Raw genomic sequence first — 16329 nt, 5'->3', positions numbered from 1 at the left:
CACCACACCCCTGGGTACGAGTGCCGCACCCCTCAGGCCAGTGACGCCCTCGGCGGGTTTGCGATCTGTTCCCGGGACGAGCGTGCCAACCGGCGGAACGTGGGTCGCCTTATTCCGCGCGTCGTGCAGGCCCGTCCACGCGGACTTCGAGCGCGTATTCCATCACCAACTGCGACACGCGCACGCCAGCGTGGGCCTTCTGCATGACGAACGAGACGTAGCCGACCCAGTGGCCGGTCGTCGTCTTCTCCCAGAAGAGCAGCTCACCTGGCACGCGTGACTGAAGGTCGAGGCCGTCCTCGAAATGCTCGCGGGGCTGCCTGATCCGGAACACGGCGCCCAGGTCGACCCATACGGGCCTCGGCGGCTTGCACCAGACCTGACGACCGTGCGCCCGCGGCGCCTCCGGCTTCAGGTTGTCGAACATGGGTTCGATTATGAGTGGCGAGAGTGTCGGATTCCAGGCGAGCTGTGAAGTCGTACGGTGCCGCTAGCGTCGTGCAGCACGCCAGCCAGTGCGTCCGGCCTCTTCGTGCTCCTCGCGCGGGCCCTGCGCCACGGAACTCGCGAGGTGGCGTGGAGACTGTCGACCAGTCGGAGGACGATTCCGCCTAGCGTGATCCGCGATAATGCCGCTGTTTGACCAGGATGGCGGTGACGCGGGTGAACAGGCGCCGGATCGTGACGACAGCCGGAGTCGCCGTCCTGACCGCCGGACTGGTCCTGTGCACGTGGTGGCTGCTGAGCCGCACGAACGGCGGTGACGGGGCCGACGTCGCCAATGTGCTCGCGTTACCGGTGTCCGTCGTCGGCGCCCTTCTGACGGCGCACGGGCTGCGAGCGGGCCGGCCAGACGCTGTCACCGACCACGGGCTCCTGGCGTTCCAGGACCGGATCGCGACTGCGGAAGCCCGTGCGCTGAACAGTTGCTGGGCGACGACGGCGATCCTCGTCCAGCGGACGTGCGGTTCGTCAGGGGCGCCGCGGCGACGTTGCGCTGGCGGGCGGACAACGGCGCCGAAGCCGGGTCATTGGACACGATCGCCGCCTACTACCGGAGTCTCGACCGCGGCCGGCTCGTGGTGCTGGGTGAACCAGGCGCGGGTAAGACGGTGCTCGTCAGCTGGATGGCGCTCGACCTCGCGACAGCTGGCTGGAAGGCTCCGCGGCCCGGCCGCCCGCTACCGCTGCGACTCAACCTCGGCTCGTTCCCGCTCGACCTAACGTCACTTCCGGCGCAAGATCCGGTCCGTGCCGATACCGTGCGCGACCGTCTCGACTCGTGGATCGCGGTCAGCCCGTCCGCGCGGAAAACGTCCACAACGGACCCATCGGGAAGGTCCGCCGCTACCGAGAACCAAGCTGCCTTCGTCATCACTTCTTTTGGCAGGGAAGGGCAAGCCTCTCGTGGCCTGGCTTCAATCGATGGGCACCAACCAGCTCGACAGGTCCGCGCGAACACTTCCTGTCGAGCATGGACACCGCGGTCCCACCAGCTTTCAACGAGGACGAGAGGAAGATCGCCCTCAGTGGCAGACCGTTTCGCCGCTGCAGGAGCAAGGTGGCCGCCAAACTCGGGCTCGTGGCGAGCCGAGGAACGCTGCGGGGACTGGTGCACGCGCTGCCGAATCCGGAGGTCGGGACGGTGACGATGCTAGGTGTCGACGACTTCGCGATCGCGCGGGGCCGCATGTACGCGACCGTGCTGATTGGCTATACGAGTGAGCGCTCCGAGTGCGCAGCCACGTCGTGATCGCTTGCAGTAACGTCGGTCTCGGCTGAGGTCGCGACCACATCCAATGGGTCTGGCCCGAGAACGCGAACCGCCGCGCTGGTCACGGAACTGAGCGCGGTAACCGACTCGGTTCTCCTGGCCCACAGCAGACTTACGGCACCGGATCCCAGCCCAATCAGCACTCCTAACGTGGCCGGAAGGACCGGTCCGGTTCCCGCCAGTGCGAATCCCGCTCCTGTACCCGCCAGTGCAAGTGCCAGCGAGATCGTTACGACCAAGGCCGATGCCTTGGCAAGCACACGTCGTGGCGGCTTCTCATCGAGATGCACGAGGACCGTGATTCCCTGCGGACTTGGGGAGCGCTGCGGTGCTCCACGGTTGGTGCGGCAAGACACTCCTGTCGTAGGGGCCACGGTCCGCGCGGGCGTGGCGCCGTGCACGGTCGTTGGGTTGTCCTGCAGACGACTGAGCAGCGCGAGCTTCGCGTTGTCGCCGCACAATGCCCGCCACAACTCCAGCGAAGCGGGATGCGCGATGGGTGCCACCGTCACAGCGATTTCCGCGAAGGATAACGACGAGTCGCGCAGCCGCTTGGAGTGCGCCTGCAGCTCGGCGGAGGATGCGAACAACTCGGTGGTGGCGTCGAGGTCGAGGTCCGTGGGCGCTGGAAGGTCGCTCACTATGAGCATCCGATGCGGTTCGATCGTGTCCACGGCGAACGCCAGCGCCGATGCGAGATCTTCCGTCCTTTCGAGAATGCTCGCAGTGTCCGATGATGGCGAAAACCTTTCAGGGCGGGCCAGAAGCGCCGTGGCTCTGACCGCGGCGAGGATGGCGCTCCTGCACTCGTCGCGCAACCTCCTTGATGGCCCGTATTCCAGGGCGATCGGATCGGTCTGGCGACCGTCGACGGCGGTGACAACCACCTCGCTCAGCACGATCTCCCCGAGAGGTACGTCGACGGCAACCAGATCCTCGGCCCAGGCGATAACCCTGCCAGCGGCAGCGTCTGCTGCCGCGCCGGCGAAATCGGCGATCACGACAACGGATTGCGATAATTGCCGCCACACGCTGTCGACCGCGACCTGCACGGCCCGGCACCGGTGGGCGTCTCGCTCTCGCTCTTCGATGGAATCCATCGAAGAGCGAGAGCCGAATGGCATCGCCACGAACACGTGCGATGCGCGCGACGCGGCCGGATGAACGACCTCAAGACGCGGTTCTGCGATCTGCGGTTCCGCGGTGGCTTCCATCTGCGGGTCGAGCGCCTCCTGCCAGGTGCCCCTGCCGACCATCCGCAAGAGTTTCTGGGCGGCGTTGTTCGCGATGATGATCCCTGCACGCATGTCGGCGACCTCGTCGATCATCCGGGACGGCACCTCGTCGCCGAACTCGACCGCGAGCCAGGTGTCGATCTGGTCCTCGAGCTTGCGGGACTCCGCGAGCAGGAAGTTTCCTGCTGCGCCGAGGAGTTGGTCGATGGTGCGCTCCTCCGCCAGGGGGACCGTCAGCGGCAGAGGAAGACGGCTCGCCGTGGCGCCTGCGTCGTCGTCCAGCGAACCGAACAGCCAGATCCTCATCTGGTACCAGCGGTCAGACGGCGTCTGCGACGGCGGAATGGTGGCAGCTCGGTCTCGCCGCAGCCCGAGAGCCAGGTGGACCGTGTCCAGGGCAATGATCGCGGCGACACTGGTCCTGTGAATGACCAGCTGCGCCGCGAGGGCAGGTAGCCTGCCAAGCGGGCCGTACTGAGTCGGTTCTTTCTCGTCGAGCATATTACGGATTGTTGCCGCCGAACCCTCGGCTTTTCAACCCATTCATGAATCTAGCATCCATGGATCTCGTCCATACGGGATTCATGATTCTGCTTGGAGTTCGGGCGCACCACCCCTACGGTCCCGGCCTATGACCGAGACTGAGGACCCCCGCGTCGGCGCAGGAAACGCCGCAGTGAAGCACAAGCTGGATGAGTTTTCAGAACTGTTTCGTTCCGGCTTGGTGCTGGTGGTTCACGAGTCGGGCATGGCCTGCTCGAAATACGCGCAAACCCTGATCAAGCAGTGTGAAGATCGAGGCATCCGATGCGAGATGCTTCCCATCGAGCAGGTCGACGACCTGGAGGCACTGATCAAGTACACCGGGCTGTTCCTCGTGCTGCCCGCCCCGACCGGCGGCACCGAGGATGCCGCGGTCCTCGCGCATTTCGAGGCGGTCTACGCCTTCTACCGCGAGAGGAAGCCGCAAGGCTTGACCTCTATACTCACCGCAGGCCACCCGTGGTGGTTCGCTGGCCCCGTTCACGCGTACCTGTGGGGGTACGGCCCCGACGACGTCAACCCCTTCCCCGCCCAGGAGAAGCCGTGCGTGGTGCGCTACTTCACCGACCCCACGTCGCTCGGCGACATCTTCGAGGACTACCGCCCCCCGCCTTTCCCACCCGGCTTCGACGCGAACCAGTACCTGCTGGAAAACGGCGTCAAGTACTGGAAGCTCGTCCGCGACTGGGGCGTCCAGACCCTCGCGGAGTCCGACGCGATCTACGAGCTGATCGAGGCACGCAGGGCGTTCTACGACAACCCCATCTTCCCGAAGTTGAGTAAGCCGCGGAAGACCGGCGAGGGCAACCGGCTTGACCAGGTACTACAGAACCCGGACCAGAAGTTCGATGACGATGACCTGGAACCACACCAACTCCGCGACAACGAGGCGAAGCGCAAGGCTCGCAAGGCCTACAAGGAGTCGGGCGCCAAGGTGGTGCGCGAGACACTCAAGGTGATCAGGGCGAAGTACCCCCACGTGACCCGTCCCGATGAGCGCACAAACACCAAGGACAACCAGAAGGCCTTCAAGGATCTCTACGACGCGACGCTCGCCCTGCACACACTCCCTGCCGACATGCGTTACCGCGTCGCCGAATCATGATCCACTCGGGTCATGCATGACCCGAGTCATTCATGATCAGAATAATGCATAATCGCACGAATTAATGACTCATGAAACACGCTCTGCAGAATCATGTAAACCTGCGCGATTCACGAATTCCAGTGCTGACAGAACGCGATCTCCGTGGCACAACGGAGATATGACCGCAATTAAGAAGCACAGCATCGAGAACAATGTCGAGAAAGCGCTCGTCGCCGTCGAGATGGCCAACGAGGCCCTATCGGTCTTCGGGGACCAGCCCTGGAGTGCTCCCGTCCAGCTCGCCCTCTTCGCGCTCAAGCTGATGATCCTCATTTACCTCAAGTCCGCCGCCGAGCACGAGCCAGAGCCTGCATCGGACCCTGCGGCCGCGGGCTCGCATTCCACCGCGGACGCCGCAGCCCCGACGGTGGACGCGCAGGAGACTGCGACCGACTCGCAACGGACGTCGGATCCGGACGACCCGCCCGCCAACGAGCAGTCCCGCCCTGAGCAGTAGCGCGTCAGGTCCAAGCCCACGCCGGTCTTCTCGCCAGGCGTGGGCTATTTGCATGTCCGCGCATCCAGCCTCTGATCGTCGATGGCGTGGATGCCGGTCTGCGCCGGTTGAGACGGTCGTTGCTCGTCCCAGTCGCCGCCTTGGCCGGGTGGTGCCAGGCCGGTCACGCCGGTGACGGCGGTTTCGAAGGCCGTCAGGGCGGCGGTGGGCGGCGGCCATGGCAGTGACCGCATCCGGCATACTCGCCTGGGTTCAGGTCGGGGGCCGCCACTAACGCTGGCGAGCTCAGGGCACATTCTGATCACCAAAGTGGGCCAGATCCTACTTTAGGAAGACAAAACCAGAATCCCTATAAATGGCAAGGCGATCGCCGCAGCCACGGTGTCGCGGGTCAAAACGTCGTGCACCCACTAGGGCACCTACACAGCGTTCAGGCTGAGCCCGGCCACCGGCCGGCTGCTCACGCTACCCGGCCGCACCCACAAGCCACGCCAGCAGGCCGAGCTGTACCTCATCGCCGGGCAGGTCTGCGGCCTGCTGTCCTCGGTGAGCTGGGACGTCGCACACCCCGACGTCGCCGAGGAACAGGCACGGGCCGCGCACACATACCGCAGCGTGATCGACCACCCGTCACTCCAGGCCAGGCACGTGCCTTACAAGTCACCGTCACGTTCTGGTCCGGCCGTCCACGCCACGCCGAAGCCATCGCGGCGGCAGCTCGCGATCGAAGCCGCACGGCTCGGCGACCAGGTCGAGGACTTCACGACCCTGGCACACGCTCGATCTTCGGCTCGACCAGCAATCGATCCTAGTGACCACTGATTCATCCCAGAGCTACCGAGAAACTGTGAAACAGAAATACGCGAACCCTAAGTATTGATAGCCCGCTCTTAGTCTGCCATCCAGCGAATCATAACCAAGGAGGACACCAGACGACTGAAACGCGGCGTCTCCAAGGGGGGTTCCTTCACGCCCCTTGAAATGATTGTTATGCAAGGTAGCGTGCCGTAGATTCAGCAATAGCTTTACCGGCTCCGCCGACGATACAACGGTAGTCGACCAGACGGTTTTCGGCGTAGCGTTATCTGAGTCAATCAGGGCATGCATGTTGCGCTGCCCTCCGGAACTCTTTGCGAAATCGCCGACTACATGCGGAATGATCAATCGCAGCCGAAGACCTGTGGCTGTATGTGAGCCGTCAACGTCCAGGTTGTCAGCAACGGAATTTTCAAAGAGAACCCGAAACGCCACGCCGTCGCCTGGTCCTACCAATACGGACTTTCCCCACTCGCCGGGTCCTCCGCCTATACAGTCTCCCTTGAGCTTCTTGACCGTAAAGAAAAACGCGCTCATCACCGTAGGAGGAGTTGTCAGATAATGAATTAATCGTCACGTGTGGAGCAGGGTTTTTCTCCGAGTACATCGACCTTAGAGGCCCCCAGCCAGGCCTGATCACCTCAGGCTCAGGATTAGGTGCACCACTCGGGGTTACAGGACTGGAGGGAGCGGCATCGCTCGGGCGGGCCTCCTGCTTTCCGGAAGCGTACAGCTCATCCCAGGCAAGCTCTACAGGACGAGCCCCCATAGGAGTCATGCCAGACACATAAACGGCGAGCATAGTTATCGCCAGCGCAACACTCTGCTTCAACCGTGTTCTCAGGAAGTAATAGAAAAGGGCTGATGAGACAATGAGAAAAAGCACAAAAGCTGCCGCTATAACCAACATCATCTCTCCAGCTCTTTGAGTCCGGAAAGTGCCTCGGCCTCACGTTCCGACGCGATGCCCAACTCGGCGACACGCTCGTTGTCGAGTTCCGGCTGTTCCTCGGTCAGCCATTCCCAGGTGTCGCGCACGGTCTCGGCGATCGGCCGCGTGGTCAGACCGGCGGCCCGAGCCGCCGAAGAGTCCACCGCCCATGCGCCCGCGTACGCGCGCCACAAAGGAATCTCTGTCCTCTGGCGGATGCCCTGCGACACCAGGAACTCGTCCGGCACCCACTCCAGCTCGGCATTCGCGCCGACCGTCTCCGCGCATGCATCCAAGAAGTCCTGGAATGTCTCGGTACCTGGCGCGGTCACGTTGAACGTGCCGGTGGCACCTTCAGCGCAGGTCAGCGCGAAGTTCGCGACATCACGAACGTCCACCGGATGAATTGGCCGGCCAGGGTTTCCGGGCGCGAGCACCTGGCCGCCGCGTTCCAGCCTACGTAGCCACCACGGCAGACGTCCCACGTATTCATGCGGGCCGAGGATCACGCCGGGACGCAGAATCGCGGACCGGGACGCGCCGAACGTCTCCATGACGGCGCGCTCGCACCCGGCCTTCCCGAACCCGTACGTGGACGGGCCGGGGTTGCCGTCGAAGCCGTAGCCGGGTCCGGCGTCGGACGGGCACTCCAGCACGGCCGAGGACTCGGTGAGCGGCTCGATCGGCCAGCCCTCGTACGCGGATACGGTCGAGATCACGACATAGCGCGTGACGGAGTTCTTCAGCGCCTGCGCGACCGCGAGCGTCTCGCGCGGCACGAACGCGAGGGTGTCCACGACCGCGTCCCACGGGCCGTGGTCCTCGAGCCGGGCTACGTCGCGCACGTCGGTGTAGTCGCCGCGCACCGAGTGCACGTTGGCCGGGTCCTCACCTGAGGTGCCGCGTCGGAAGATCGTCACGTCGTGCTGACGTTCGAGCGCGGCCGAGACGACCGCGCGGCCGAGGAAGTGCGTGCACCAAGGATTAGGAGTCGCATATCGGCCATCTTGATGCGGCTCGATTCCGTGAGTTGAAGGGGGTTCAGAGCCTGATCTCGGTTGATTGGTAGAAACCGGCCGCACCCCCGGCGTAGTCAGGCGTCGGGGAGCTGAGACCCGCAGTCGCGCATGACCTCGGCCGTCCGCTCGCAGACCGTCGTGAGGCCATCGCAGTCCCGCGCCCAGTACCCCGCCATGGCTTCACCGGCCCACACGAGAACTTCCGCGACGTTGGCCGCCATGAAGGCGTGCCACTTCTGCCCCATCTTCGTGTGGCTGTGAACGCCGCCGCCGTCCTCGGCGATCTCGTAGACCGACCGGTCGCCGACAGCCCACGCGGCGTGGTGCGCGACCCCGCTCCACTCCCTGTAGAGGGTGCTCCCAGGCTGACCGAACGCTTCACTGATCATGTCGGTCTGGCCGAAGTACTTCACCTTGCCGCCGAGCTTCACACCGAGCTTCCACTTGGCTTCGTGCACCTCCAGGCCGCAGCTCGTCACCGCCTTCTTCCAGTCCTCCAGCTTCCACACGTCCGGGTCAGGAGAGGGAGGACGGCGGTCCTCGTTGGCGGACCAGAGACCGGTCAAGCTGGCACGGAGCACCCGCTCGTCCAGGTCGATGCCAGGGGCCATCAGCCACGTGGTCATGGCGGCGCCCTCGAGCAAGGCGCGGGCGGCGGAGTAGGCGCCGGTGCCCGGCCACTCGTCCCTGTCGAGGTACCCGCCGGGCTCGCCGTCGTCCGCCCGGTACATCTTCGTGAGGCAGCGCAAGTGGTGCAGGACGCTCTTGCTCGCGTCCACCGCCATGAGTTCAGCGCCGTGGAGCAGCAGCTCCTTGCCCGTGATGGGAGAACCCTCAGGCCCGATCAAGCGCTCACTGCTCGGCGGGTTCTCGCCGATGCGCCGGTCCTGGAGGGTGTCCCGCCATGCGTTGCGCAGGTCGGTGTACGCCATGTGGAGCGCGTCGATTGCTCGCAGCTCAAGCACGGAAGCAGCCTCCTTATGTCGTATCGCTGTTGCGACAGAAGGAGTACATAGTGCCGCAACACTCGGAGTAGGTGCACCGGATTTACACGGTGCGTCAGTGCGAGGCAGAAGGGACCATGCGGCGTAACGTCCGTCACATGACGTCGCTGCAAGAGATCAAAAGCTAGTAACGGACAGTGAGTCCAGCGAGTGGAACCGCCTGTTGGGCTGGGGCGCCAGCTCCGGGCCGGTATCGCCCGCACTCCTGACCGTCTCTCGGATCGCCGACCACGATGAAGTCGAAGCGTGGCACCTGCGCAATTACAGCGACCTGCTCGTGAGCGAACGCGAAGTTGCTCTGAGCATCGCGTACGGCCTGGACGCCGACCCCCACGAGGTAGGCAACAAGCGAACCTTCGACTGGGCCACCGAGCGCGACTGGAACGTTGAGTTGCAGATCGCAGACGTCCGCTGGCACGGCGTACCTGTGGACCGCATCTACTACTGGGTCATCGACAACACCTATGCGTGCCCCGTCGGCTCACGCGAGGAGGCTGATTCTCCCCCGGTAGTCAGCGCGTACAAGATGGCCGTCGCCGACGCGATCAATGACGCGCACGGTGCCGCAGGGCAGCACAGCTATTACTTCACAGCAACGGGGCAAATCGTCCAGTAGAGACGGTGAACGTGTGGCCCTGCAAGAAGAGCAGGGCCACCCAGGGCCGTCAGGAGTGCTCGGTGCGTGGTCGCTCATGCGCGCGTGAACGAAACGCTCTGACCTGCAAGGTCAACCTTCGCGACAGCCCAGCCAGCACCGCGCCACGCACGAGCCTGCGTGTGTGTGCCACTCGCGTCGTTGTCCCACCACGCCTGCCATCGGTACGCGGTCGGCGGGAGGCCACCCACCATGTCCGCGATCTCCACGAAGTCGAGCTCCACATCCTCGCGGCCAGCCTCAGCCAGAGCGGCCAGGTGACTGGTCAACGGCTCGTACTTGCCTGCCACTGCGACATCTCCTTGCTCATCACCGCGGAGTCACGCGTCCGAGGAAATGGTGCAGCACAGCCACCAGCCGCGAAACACCTTCAGCGCTCATACCTCCTGCTCGCGCGCTCAAGTCGTGAAGCGCGCCCGTGGCGTCGTTCATCATGGTCGAGACGGCGCAGTCCGGGCGGCGTGCGGTGCTCGGGGACTGCAATCCGGGGATCGTGCTGCTGGACAAGGTCGCCGACCGTCCCGAGCCGGGTGAGTTGGTGGGTCACCTCGATGCGGTGCGCTTTCAGCGCGTACTCACGCTGCCGGACGGCACCGACCCTGTGAGGTGCCAAACACCGCCCAGCTGCTGCGGTTCGTACTTGTTGATCAACCCTGTGCCGCTCGAAGATTTCGTGCGGCCGGTGCTGACCATGGACCAGCGTGCGTGGACCGAGTGTCACGTGGCGGCGTTCGAGTTCTTCGGCGGGGTGCCGGCCCGGCTGGTGCCGGACAACCTCAAGACCGGGGTGGACAAGCCGGACCCCTACGACCCGAAGATCAACCGCTCGTATGCCGAGCACTACGGCACCCTGGTCGATCCGGCGCGGGCGGCGAAGCCGAAGGACAAGCCACGCGTGGAACGCCCCATGCCCTATGTCCGAGACTCCTATTGGCGTGGCCGGGAATTCGTTTCCCTGCAACACATGCAGGAACAAGCTGTGCTTTGGTGCAAGGACGTCGCCGGGCGTCGCCAGTGCCGCCCGCTGGGCGGGGCGGCACCGCTGTCGGTTCTCGACGCGGTCGAAGCCTTCGAGCTGATGCCCTTGCCCCGCAAGAGTTTCGTGCTCGTCACTTGGTCGACCGGCACCATCGGCCCGGACATTCACGTCCGGGTGGGGAAGTCGTTGTATTCGGTGCCCTGGGCGGCATCTCGGCCGCCGGGTGGGCCGGCTCCGACGCCCCGTTGTTGCCGCCGATGCTCTCGTAGAGCTCCCGGAAGATCCGCGTTGTGTCCAACCGACTGGCACAGCCGCGTGTTCCACGGGTCGCGTGTTCTCGTCGGGCTAGCAGCCCTCACGGGACCGGGTCTCGCGGCGTCAGCCGGGGACCCGGCCGTCGGCGTCGTCAACTGGACCGACGCGAAGCCCCGCGCCAGGCGGAGGAGCTGGCGCGGGCTTCGACGAACGACTACTGGGGGTCTGGCTGCTGCTGGTCCGCGGAGTCGTCGGTGTCTGGCGTGGATGCGGTGTTGTCGATGCTCGTGGTCGGCTCGTGGTCAGTCTCGTCCACGAGCTCGATGATCTCGACCGTGTCTGTGATGGACGTGCGGCGGTCGGGCTCCGGCTGCGGTTCGTGGTCCGCGGCGGATTTCAGGTACATCAGGATGATCAGCTTGAGCGTGAAGAGGGCCAGCTGGGCGGGGATGCTCCAGGGCTGGTCGTCGAAGACCGCGAGGGTCTCGTTGGTCACCTCGACGGCCAGGAGCGCGCGCTCGGCGTACTTCTCGATGCTGTTCTTCTTCGCTGTGGACATATCTTCGTTGTGCCAGCAAAGAGCGCGGCTGTCAGCATTGAAATGCATGAATGGAGCAGTTTTACATGAATTAATAGAAACGCATTCATGAATCATTAATGCGTGGCGGTCATGAATGACTGGAGTCATGAATTAATCCAGTCATTCATGACCTGGATGGATCATGACCTGGCTATCTGCTCACGTACGGCGGGCGGGAGTCCGCGCAGCGCAGCGACCGCGTCGTAGAGGTCCTTGAAGGCCTTCTGGTTGTCCTTGGTGTTTGTGCGCTCATCGGGACGGGTCACGTGGGGGTACTTCGTCCTGATCACCTTGAGCGTCTCGCGCACGACCTTGGCGCCCGACTCCTGGTAGGCCTTGCGCGCCTTCTTGATCGACTCCAAGTCGGTCCGCTTGAAGTCCCCATGGGCGAGCTTCATCTGCGGGTCTTCGAGCACCTGGTCGAGTCGGTTGCTGCGGTGCTTGAGGCTCTCGCGCGGCTTGCTCAACGTCGGGAAGCGGGGGTCGTTGTAGTACTCGCGCTGCGTCTCGATCACGCCGTAGATCGCGTCGGACTCCGCGAGGGTCTGGACGCCCCAGTCGCGGACGAGCTTCCAGTACTTGACGCCGTTTTCCAGCAGGTACTGGTTCGGGTCGAAGTCCGGTTGGACGGTCGGCGGGCAGTAGTCCTCGAAGATGTCGCCGAGCGACTTCTCGTCGGCGAAGAAGCGCACCACGCACGGCTTGTCGAGGGCCAGGGCTGGGAAGGGGTTGTCGTCTCTGGAGCCGCGCCCCAGCAGGTACACGTGCACGGGGCCGGCGAACCACCACGGATGGCCCGCGGTGAGCATGGAGTCCAGGCCCTGTGGCTTCCGTTCTCGGTAGAAGGCGTAGATCATTTCGAGCTGCGCGAAAGTTTCATCGCCTTCGGTGCCCTCGGCTGGCGCGGGCGACACGAGGAACAGCGCTGTGTACTTGAGCAGCGTGTTTAGGTCACCGACCTCTTCGACGGCCAGTACGTCGCACCGAATCGCCCGGTCTTCACACTGCCTGACCAGCGTCTGTGCGAACTTTGAGCAGGCCATGCCTGACTCGTGAACCACCAGCACAAATCCGGAACGAAACAGTTCTGAAAACTCTTCCAGCTTGCGCTCCACTGCGACGTCTCCTGCGCCGGCGCGGGGGTCCTCAGTCTCGGCCATGGCGGGGACCTTAGGACTCGAATGACCTGAAACCAAGGCCATTCATGAATCTTGTCTGCGTGGGGTCTTCGAGTCGTCAGATTCATGAATCCTGCTGTTTCGGGTTGACACAGCCGCTGATTCGACGGCAATAATCCGCAGCATGCTCGACGAGACAGAACCGACTCAGTACGGCCCGCTCGGCAGGCTACCTGCCCTGGCGGCGCAGCTGGTCATTCACAGGACCGGAGTCGCCGCGATAATCGCCCTGGACACGGTCCACCTGACTCTCGGGCTGAGGCAGGACCGAGCCGCCACCATTCCGCCGTCGCAGGCGCCGTCTCACCGCTGGTACCAGTTCAGGCTGTGGCTGTTCGGCTCGCTGGACGACACCGCCGCCACCGCAAGCCGTCTCGCACTGCCCCTGGAGATCACTCCGGAGGAACAGCACACCATCAACCAGCTTCTCGGCGCAGCGGGAAACTTCCTGCTGGCGGAAACTCGCAAGCTCGCGGACCAGATCGACACCTGGCTTTCGGTCGAGTTCGACGACGACGTGCCCCACGGGATGGCAGACAAGGTCTCCGATCTGCGCGCGGGCATCATCACCGCCAACAACGCCGCTCAGACGCTTCTGCGGATGGTCGGCACGGACAGGTGGCAGGAAGCGCTCTCCCCGCAGTTCGACGATGTTGCGGAACCGCAGGCCGTGGCACAGCGGCTCACGTTCAGCGCTCCGCAGGAAACCCATGTATTCGTGGCGATGCCGTACGGCCGCCGTGAGCCCGACGTCGAAACCACGCAAGAGGTGGGCCGCGCCGTGCGGGTTGCGGTCGACAGCGTGTGGCGGCAGTTCTCGCAGTCCGTGGTGGTGATCGTGGATTGCGTCAGAATGTCGGCGGACGCGGCCGCTGACAGGGTCATCGCCTGGGCCGAGGACCTCGTCGTGCAGGAGGTGCCGCTGAGCGAAATCGTCCTGAGCGAAGTGGTCATCACCGCTGTCGACGGTCGGCAGACCAGTCCGATTCCGCTGGAGTACTCGCCCTCGCGGCGTTTGCTCGACGAATGCAGAGACGCGATCGTTGCCGGCGTCCTGGCCACGTCCTTGCAGGATCGGGCCGGAGAATCGCGACCACAGGTGGTTCAAGGTCAGAACTGCTCGCCGCCGCTGGACGCATCACACCTTCTGGAAAGAACGGAGAATCTCGCCTCAGCGTTGGCGTTCGCGGCGGACGCCAACGAACCGCATCGAATCCTGGTCGTGAGCGACTTGCTCGCGACCACGCGTCTCGGATTCGACGCCGTCAGCGAGCTGCTCGCGTCGTCTGAGGAGCTGCAGGCGCATTTCCAGCGGCTGCGCGAGTCATCGCTGTCCTTCGCGGAGATCGCGGTGACCGTGGTTCCGCTCGTACATCCGGCCTCTCCGCAGCTGTGGAAGTTGTTGTGCGGCGACGACGCGAACCTGACGCTGATCAGGCCCCAGGACGATCTCTCGGTCACGCACAATGTCGGGGCCACACGGAACGCCGTGCCGGCAGTGACGAGGGTTCGTGGCGTCACAGGGCCGCAGATCACGGTCATCGTCGATTTCAGCGAGAAGCGACCGCGGCGTGTGCTCGCCAAGGCATCGGCGTTGGTTCTGACGATGACGCTGGCACTTGTGCTGGTGGGAGCGGGGGCGGGGTTCTTTCTGGCGGGAACGGGTCCCGGCCCGACGGTCGCGTCCGGAGTGCTGCTCGGCCTGGGGTCTGGCACGGTCAGTCTGCTCTTGGCCAGGAGAACGAAGTCGGTGACCGCGCTCAGGGCCGTGACCAGTGCGGCAGCGCGCGTACTCGATCACCCGCCGTCAGCTGCGCGTGGCAAAGGCACCCCGCGCCGCAAGCACAAAGAGATCGGAGACGCGCAACACTCCCTGGTCTGACGTGCGTCCGTCGGTGCTGCTCGCATCGAACGCGGTGCAACCTGTCAAACCCGGAGACGGCTGAGAACACAGGGATCGTGCGTGCGTCAGAGCGACTACGAGGCTCTGACGCACGCACCCGTTCCGCGGAGGGGCCGGCCGCTGACAGGTGCGGACAGTAGCCTCGGTCAGTCAACAGGTTCGTGGGGTGTGGTCGCGGCTGGTGAGCGGGACGGCATCGCCAGCGCCGACCGGCACCGCGACGATGCCGTCGAGGACGGATCCGCGCAGATGGATCAGGGCGGATCGGGCATCGACAGATCGCAATCCTGGAGCTCAGCCCTATTGCCGGGACGCACGTCTATCCATGCAGACTGCAGGTGGGCTTGCCAAACTGGTGGTTGAGGTCTTCCGCGAGCTGTCGGGCCGCGTCATGTAGAGCTGTCGCGTCACTATCCGCTGCGAACTCGGCCTCCACTGCGGCGGGCACCCGCACCGGCACGGAACCACCAACACGCTCGAACGAGCTGCTGTCTGGATGTACCTGTTCGATGGCGATGAGGTGCCGACCGGACACCGAACCGCTGGTCAGCAGTTCGGCACGCGCCATGATCGTTCCAGAAACGCCCAATGCGCGATTATGTGTCGAGGCCAGCGCAATACCTGCTCCGACCAGCAGATCCATAAACCTGACCGGCACCCAGTACACCTCAGCGGTCTCGGCTTTCTTGGCGTCGTAGAGTTTCGACACCCGGACTGTGCTGGTCAGCTCGACCGCGAGAGCGACCCCGCCGTCATGGTGCAACTCCACCACCGGCCACATGGCCGAGCCGTGGAGATTGTCATCGACGCGGTGCGAACGAAACCGCCACCGCCGCAACCCAGTGCGTGGGTTCGCCACCACAGCATCGGAGAGCCCTAGCAGTTTCCGAAACCACGATGTGTCACCCAGGAACATCCCGGCCAGGGCTTTGGCGTCGAGGATCGTTTTGGTGGCGCTCTGCCGATCAGGCTTCGAGGTGCGCGGAGGTGGGGACAGGACCGGTCGGGCCACCAGCACCAGCCATACCCCCTTGTCCTGATCGATCTCCGGTTTCAACCCATCGATCAACGCGACCAGCGCGGCCCGGTCGTTGATACGCCGGGCGAACCGATCCCGGTAGGCGCGCTCCAGTTCGTGCTCCGACATCCAGTTCGTGTGCGGCCCGGATCGGTAGGGCACAGCCATCCGCTGATTCTCGTAGACCACCACATGCGGCGCTTCCGGGCTGGCCGGCACGAACACGACGATCAGGCCTGGTCCGCCTCGGCCGTCGTCGAGCGAATCGATCACCAAATCACCGATGAGCGGCCGGACCCAGCGCGCCGCGTACCCGTGCAGGGTCTGACGCTCCGACTTGCCGTTGACGACGCCCAGCAGCTCATCCGCCCGTTCGTCGGCGTCCTCGCTTACCCCGTACACGATCAGGCCGCCGCCGGTGTTGGCCATCGCCGCGATGTCTTTGGCGAACTCCTCCAACTTCTTGTCCGGACCCTGCGGCAGTGCCCGTTTCCACTCAAGATCGTCGGTCTCGGCCATACCCAGGCTCACTGCACGATCCACCATCGCGTGAGTCAAGGCGGTGGGTGATTCTCCGAGCTCAGCGTGGATGCGTGACCACATGATCGGCATCGCCGGATACTACGAGACCGCTACTACGGCATCCGTGCCTTCGTCGACGGACTGACAGCTGCTGCTGCTCGGCTCGACAGGACGGCGGCGTGCGTCCGACGTGCGGGGACGACTGGTGCAGACGCGTGTTGGTCTCCTACTGAGCGTCACCGGCGAAGCTGATGGCCTAATTGGCATGCGGGAGTGCACCACATCGCTGGCTCAGCGTGTTCATGCTCGTGCC

Annotated in this window: 14 protein-coding genes and 1 pseudogene; 7 read left to right on the top strand and 8 right to left on the bottom strand. The window is 64.5% G+C overall.

The genetic code is table 11. The annotated features are described in order from the left end of the window. Positions 1 to 109 precede the first annotated feature (109 nt). The gene (locus tag DI276_RS06880; protein WP_112262438.1) at positions 110 to 427 is read right to left on the bottom strand and encodes a hypothetical protein; all 318 of its coding nucleotides are present in this window, start codon (positions 425 to 427) and stop codon (positions 110 to 112) included. Between the two features lie 1047 nt (positions 428 to 1474). Between DI276_RS06880 and DI276_RS06875 the strand changes: the two genes are divergently transcribed. Next, positions 1475 to 1753: a hypothetical protein gene (locus tag DI276_RS06875; protein WP_112262437.1), complete on the top strand. Its 279-nt coding sequence runs from the start codon at positions 1475 to 1477 to the stop codon at positions 1751 to 1753. Here the strand turns inward: DI276_RS06875 and DI276_RS06870 are convergent. Next, positions 1714 to 3510, bottom strand: coding sequence for a hypothetical protein (locus DI276_RS06870; RefSeq protein ID WP_112262436.1), 1797 nt, complete (start codon positions 3508 to 3510; stop codon positions 1714 to 1716). The two genes, DI276_RS06875 and DI276_RS06870, sit on opposite strands and share 40 nt — an antisense overlap. A gap of 130 nt (positions 3511 to 3640) precedes the next feature. On the opposite strand from DI276_RS06870, the gene DI276_RS06865 reads away from it, so the two are divergent. The 3 genes from DI276_RS06865 (at position 3641) to DI276_RS06850 (ending at position 5978) form a co-directional block, all read left to right on the top strand. Then, positions 3641 to 4657: a hypothetical protein gene (locus tag DI276_RS06865; protein ID WP_157984557.1), complete on the top strand. Its 1017-nt coding sequence runs from the start codon at positions 3641 to 3643 to the stop codon at positions 4655 to 4657. Positions 4658 to 4817: 160 nt separating this feature from the next. Further along, positions 4818 to 5156 carry a hypothetical protein gene (locus DI276_RS06860; protein ID WP_112262434.1) on the top strand — a complete coding sequence of 113 codons (339 nt, stop codon included), beginning with the start codon at positions 4818 to 4820 and terminating at the stop codon, positions 5154 to 5156. Positions 5157 to 5702: 546 nt separating this feature from the next. Further along, positions 5703 to 5978 carry a hypothetical protein gene (locus DI276_RS06850; RefSeq protein WP_112262432.1) on the top strand — a complete coding sequence of 92 codons (276 nt, stop codon included), beginning with the start codon at positions 5703 to 5705 and terminating at the stop codon, positions 5976 to 5978. Between the two features lie 903 nt (positions 5979 to 6881). Here the strand turns inward: DI276_RS06850 and DI276_RS06845 are convergent. Continuing rightward, entirely contained in the window at positions 6882 to 7985 is a 1104-nt protein-coding gene (locus DI276_RS06845; protein ID WP_198680496.1) for an NAD-dependent epimerase/dehydratase family protein, read from the bottom strand. An 11-nt stretch (positions 7986 to 7996) separates the two neighbouring features. Next, positions 7997 to 8887, bottom strand: a complete 891-nt coding sequence (locus DI276_RS06840) for a hypothetical protein (RefSeq protein ID WP_157984556.1) — start codon at positions 8885 to 8887, stop codon at positions 7997 to 7999. Positions 8888 to 9089: 202 nt separating this feature from the next. Between DI276_RS06840 and DI276_RS06835 the strand changes: the two genes are divergently transcribed. After that, complete coding sequence (locus DI276_RS06835; protein ID WP_112262430.1) at positions 9090 to 9542, top strand: hypothetical protein; 453 nt, start codon at positions 9090 to 9092, stop codon at positions 9540 to 9542. 74 nt (positions 9543 to 9616) lie between these two features. Here DI276_RS06835 and DI276_RS06830 read toward each other — a convergent pair whose 3' ends face one another. Next, positions 9617 to 9871, bottom strand: coding sequence for a DUF7662 domain-containing protein (locus tag DI276_RS06830; RefSeq protein WP_112262429.1), 255 nt, complete (start codon positions 9869 to 9871; stop codon positions 9617 to 9619). Positions 9872 to 10251: 380 nt separating this feature from the next. On the opposite strand from DI276_RS06830, the pseudogene DI276_RS06825 reads away from it, so the two are divergent. Beyond that, positions 10252 to 10764: pseudogene (locus DI276_RS06825) on the top strand (IS21 family transposase); the annotation flags it as partial. 265 nt (positions 10765 to 11029) lie between these two features. Here the strand turns inward: DI276_RS06825 and DI276_RS06820 are convergent. Next, complete coding sequence (locus DI276_RS06820; protein WP_112262428.1) at positions 11030 to 11374, bottom strand: hypothetical protein; 345 nt, start codon at positions 11372 to 11374, stop codon at positions 11030 to 11032. 161 nt (positions 11375 to 11535) lie between these two features. Then, the gene (locus DI276_RS06815; RefSeq protein ID WP_157984555.1) at positions 11536 to 12438 is read right to left on the bottom strand and encodes a hypothetical protein; all 903 of its coding nucleotides are present in this window, start codon (positions 12436 to 12438) and stop codon (positions 11536 to 11538) included. Positions 12439 to 12697: 259 nt separating this feature from the next. Between DI276_RS06815 and DI276_RS06810 the strand changes: the two genes are divergently transcribed. Next, complete coding sequence (locus DI276_RS06810; RefSeq protein WP_112262426.1) at positions 12698 to 14455, top strand: hypothetical protein; 1758 nt, start codon at positions 12698 to 12700, stop codon at positions 14453 to 14455. 340 nt (positions 14456 to 14795) lie between these two features. On the opposite strand, the gene DI276_RS06805 is transcribed toward DI276_RS06810, so the two are convergent. Further along, complete coding sequence (locus DI276_RS06805; protein ID WP_112262425.1) at positions 14796 to 16106, bottom strand: AlbA family DNA-binding domain-containing protein; 1311 nt, start codon at positions 16104 to 16106, stop codon at positions 14796 to 14798. Positions 16107 to 16329: the final 223 nt, after the last annotated feature.

The organism is Lentzea terrae (assembly GCF_003265345.1).
GTDB classification, from domain to species: Bacteria; Actinomycetota; Actinomycetes; order Mycobacteriales; family Pseudonocardiaceae; genus Lentzea; species Lentzea terrae.
Note: the sequence above shows the minus strand (reverse complement) of the source record. Positions and strands in the feature narration are given on the sequence as shown.

What these genes read in the sequence shown, in the direction of transcription:
- DI276_RS06880 (WP_112262438.1), bottom strand. Translation starts at nt 427, where the DNA reads ATGTTCGACAACCTGAAGCCGGAGGCGCCGCGGGCGCACGGTCGTCAG.
- DI276_RS06875 (WP_112262437.1), top strand. Translation starts at nt 1,475, where the DNA reads ATGGACACCGCGGTCCCACCAGCTTTCAACGAGGACGAGAGGAAGATC.
- DI276_RS06870 (WP_112262436.1), bottom strand. Translation starts at nt 3,510, where the DNA reads ATGCTCGACGAGAAAGAACCGACTCAGTACGGCCCGCTTGGCAGGCTA.
- DI276_RS06865 (WP_157984557.1), top strand. Translation starts at nt 3,641, where the DNA reads ATGACCGAGACTGAGGACCCCCGCGTCGGCGCAGGAAACGCCGCAGTG.
- DI276_RS06860 (WP_112262434.1), top strand. Translation starts at nt 4,818, where the DNA reads ATGACCGCAATTAAGAAGCACAGCATCGAGAACAATGTCGAGAAAGCG.
- DI276_RS06820 (WP_112262428.1), bottom strand. Translation starts at nt 11,374, where the DNA reads ATGTCCACAGCGAAGAAGAACAGCATCGAGAAGTACGCCGAGCGCGCG.
- DI276_RS06815 (WP_157984555.1), bottom strand. Translation starts at nt 12,438, where the DNA reads ATGGCCTGCTCAAAGTTCGCACAGACGCTGGTCAGGCAGTGTGAAGAC.
- DI276_RS06810 (WP_112262426.1), top strand. Translation starts at nt 12,698, where the DNA reads ATGCTCGACGAGACAGAACCGACTCAGTACGGCCCGCTCGGCAGGCTA.
- DI276_RS06805 (WP_112262425.1), bottom strand. Translation starts at nt 16,106, where the DNA reads ATGCCGATCATGTGGTCACGCATCCACGCTGAGCTCGGAGAATCACCC.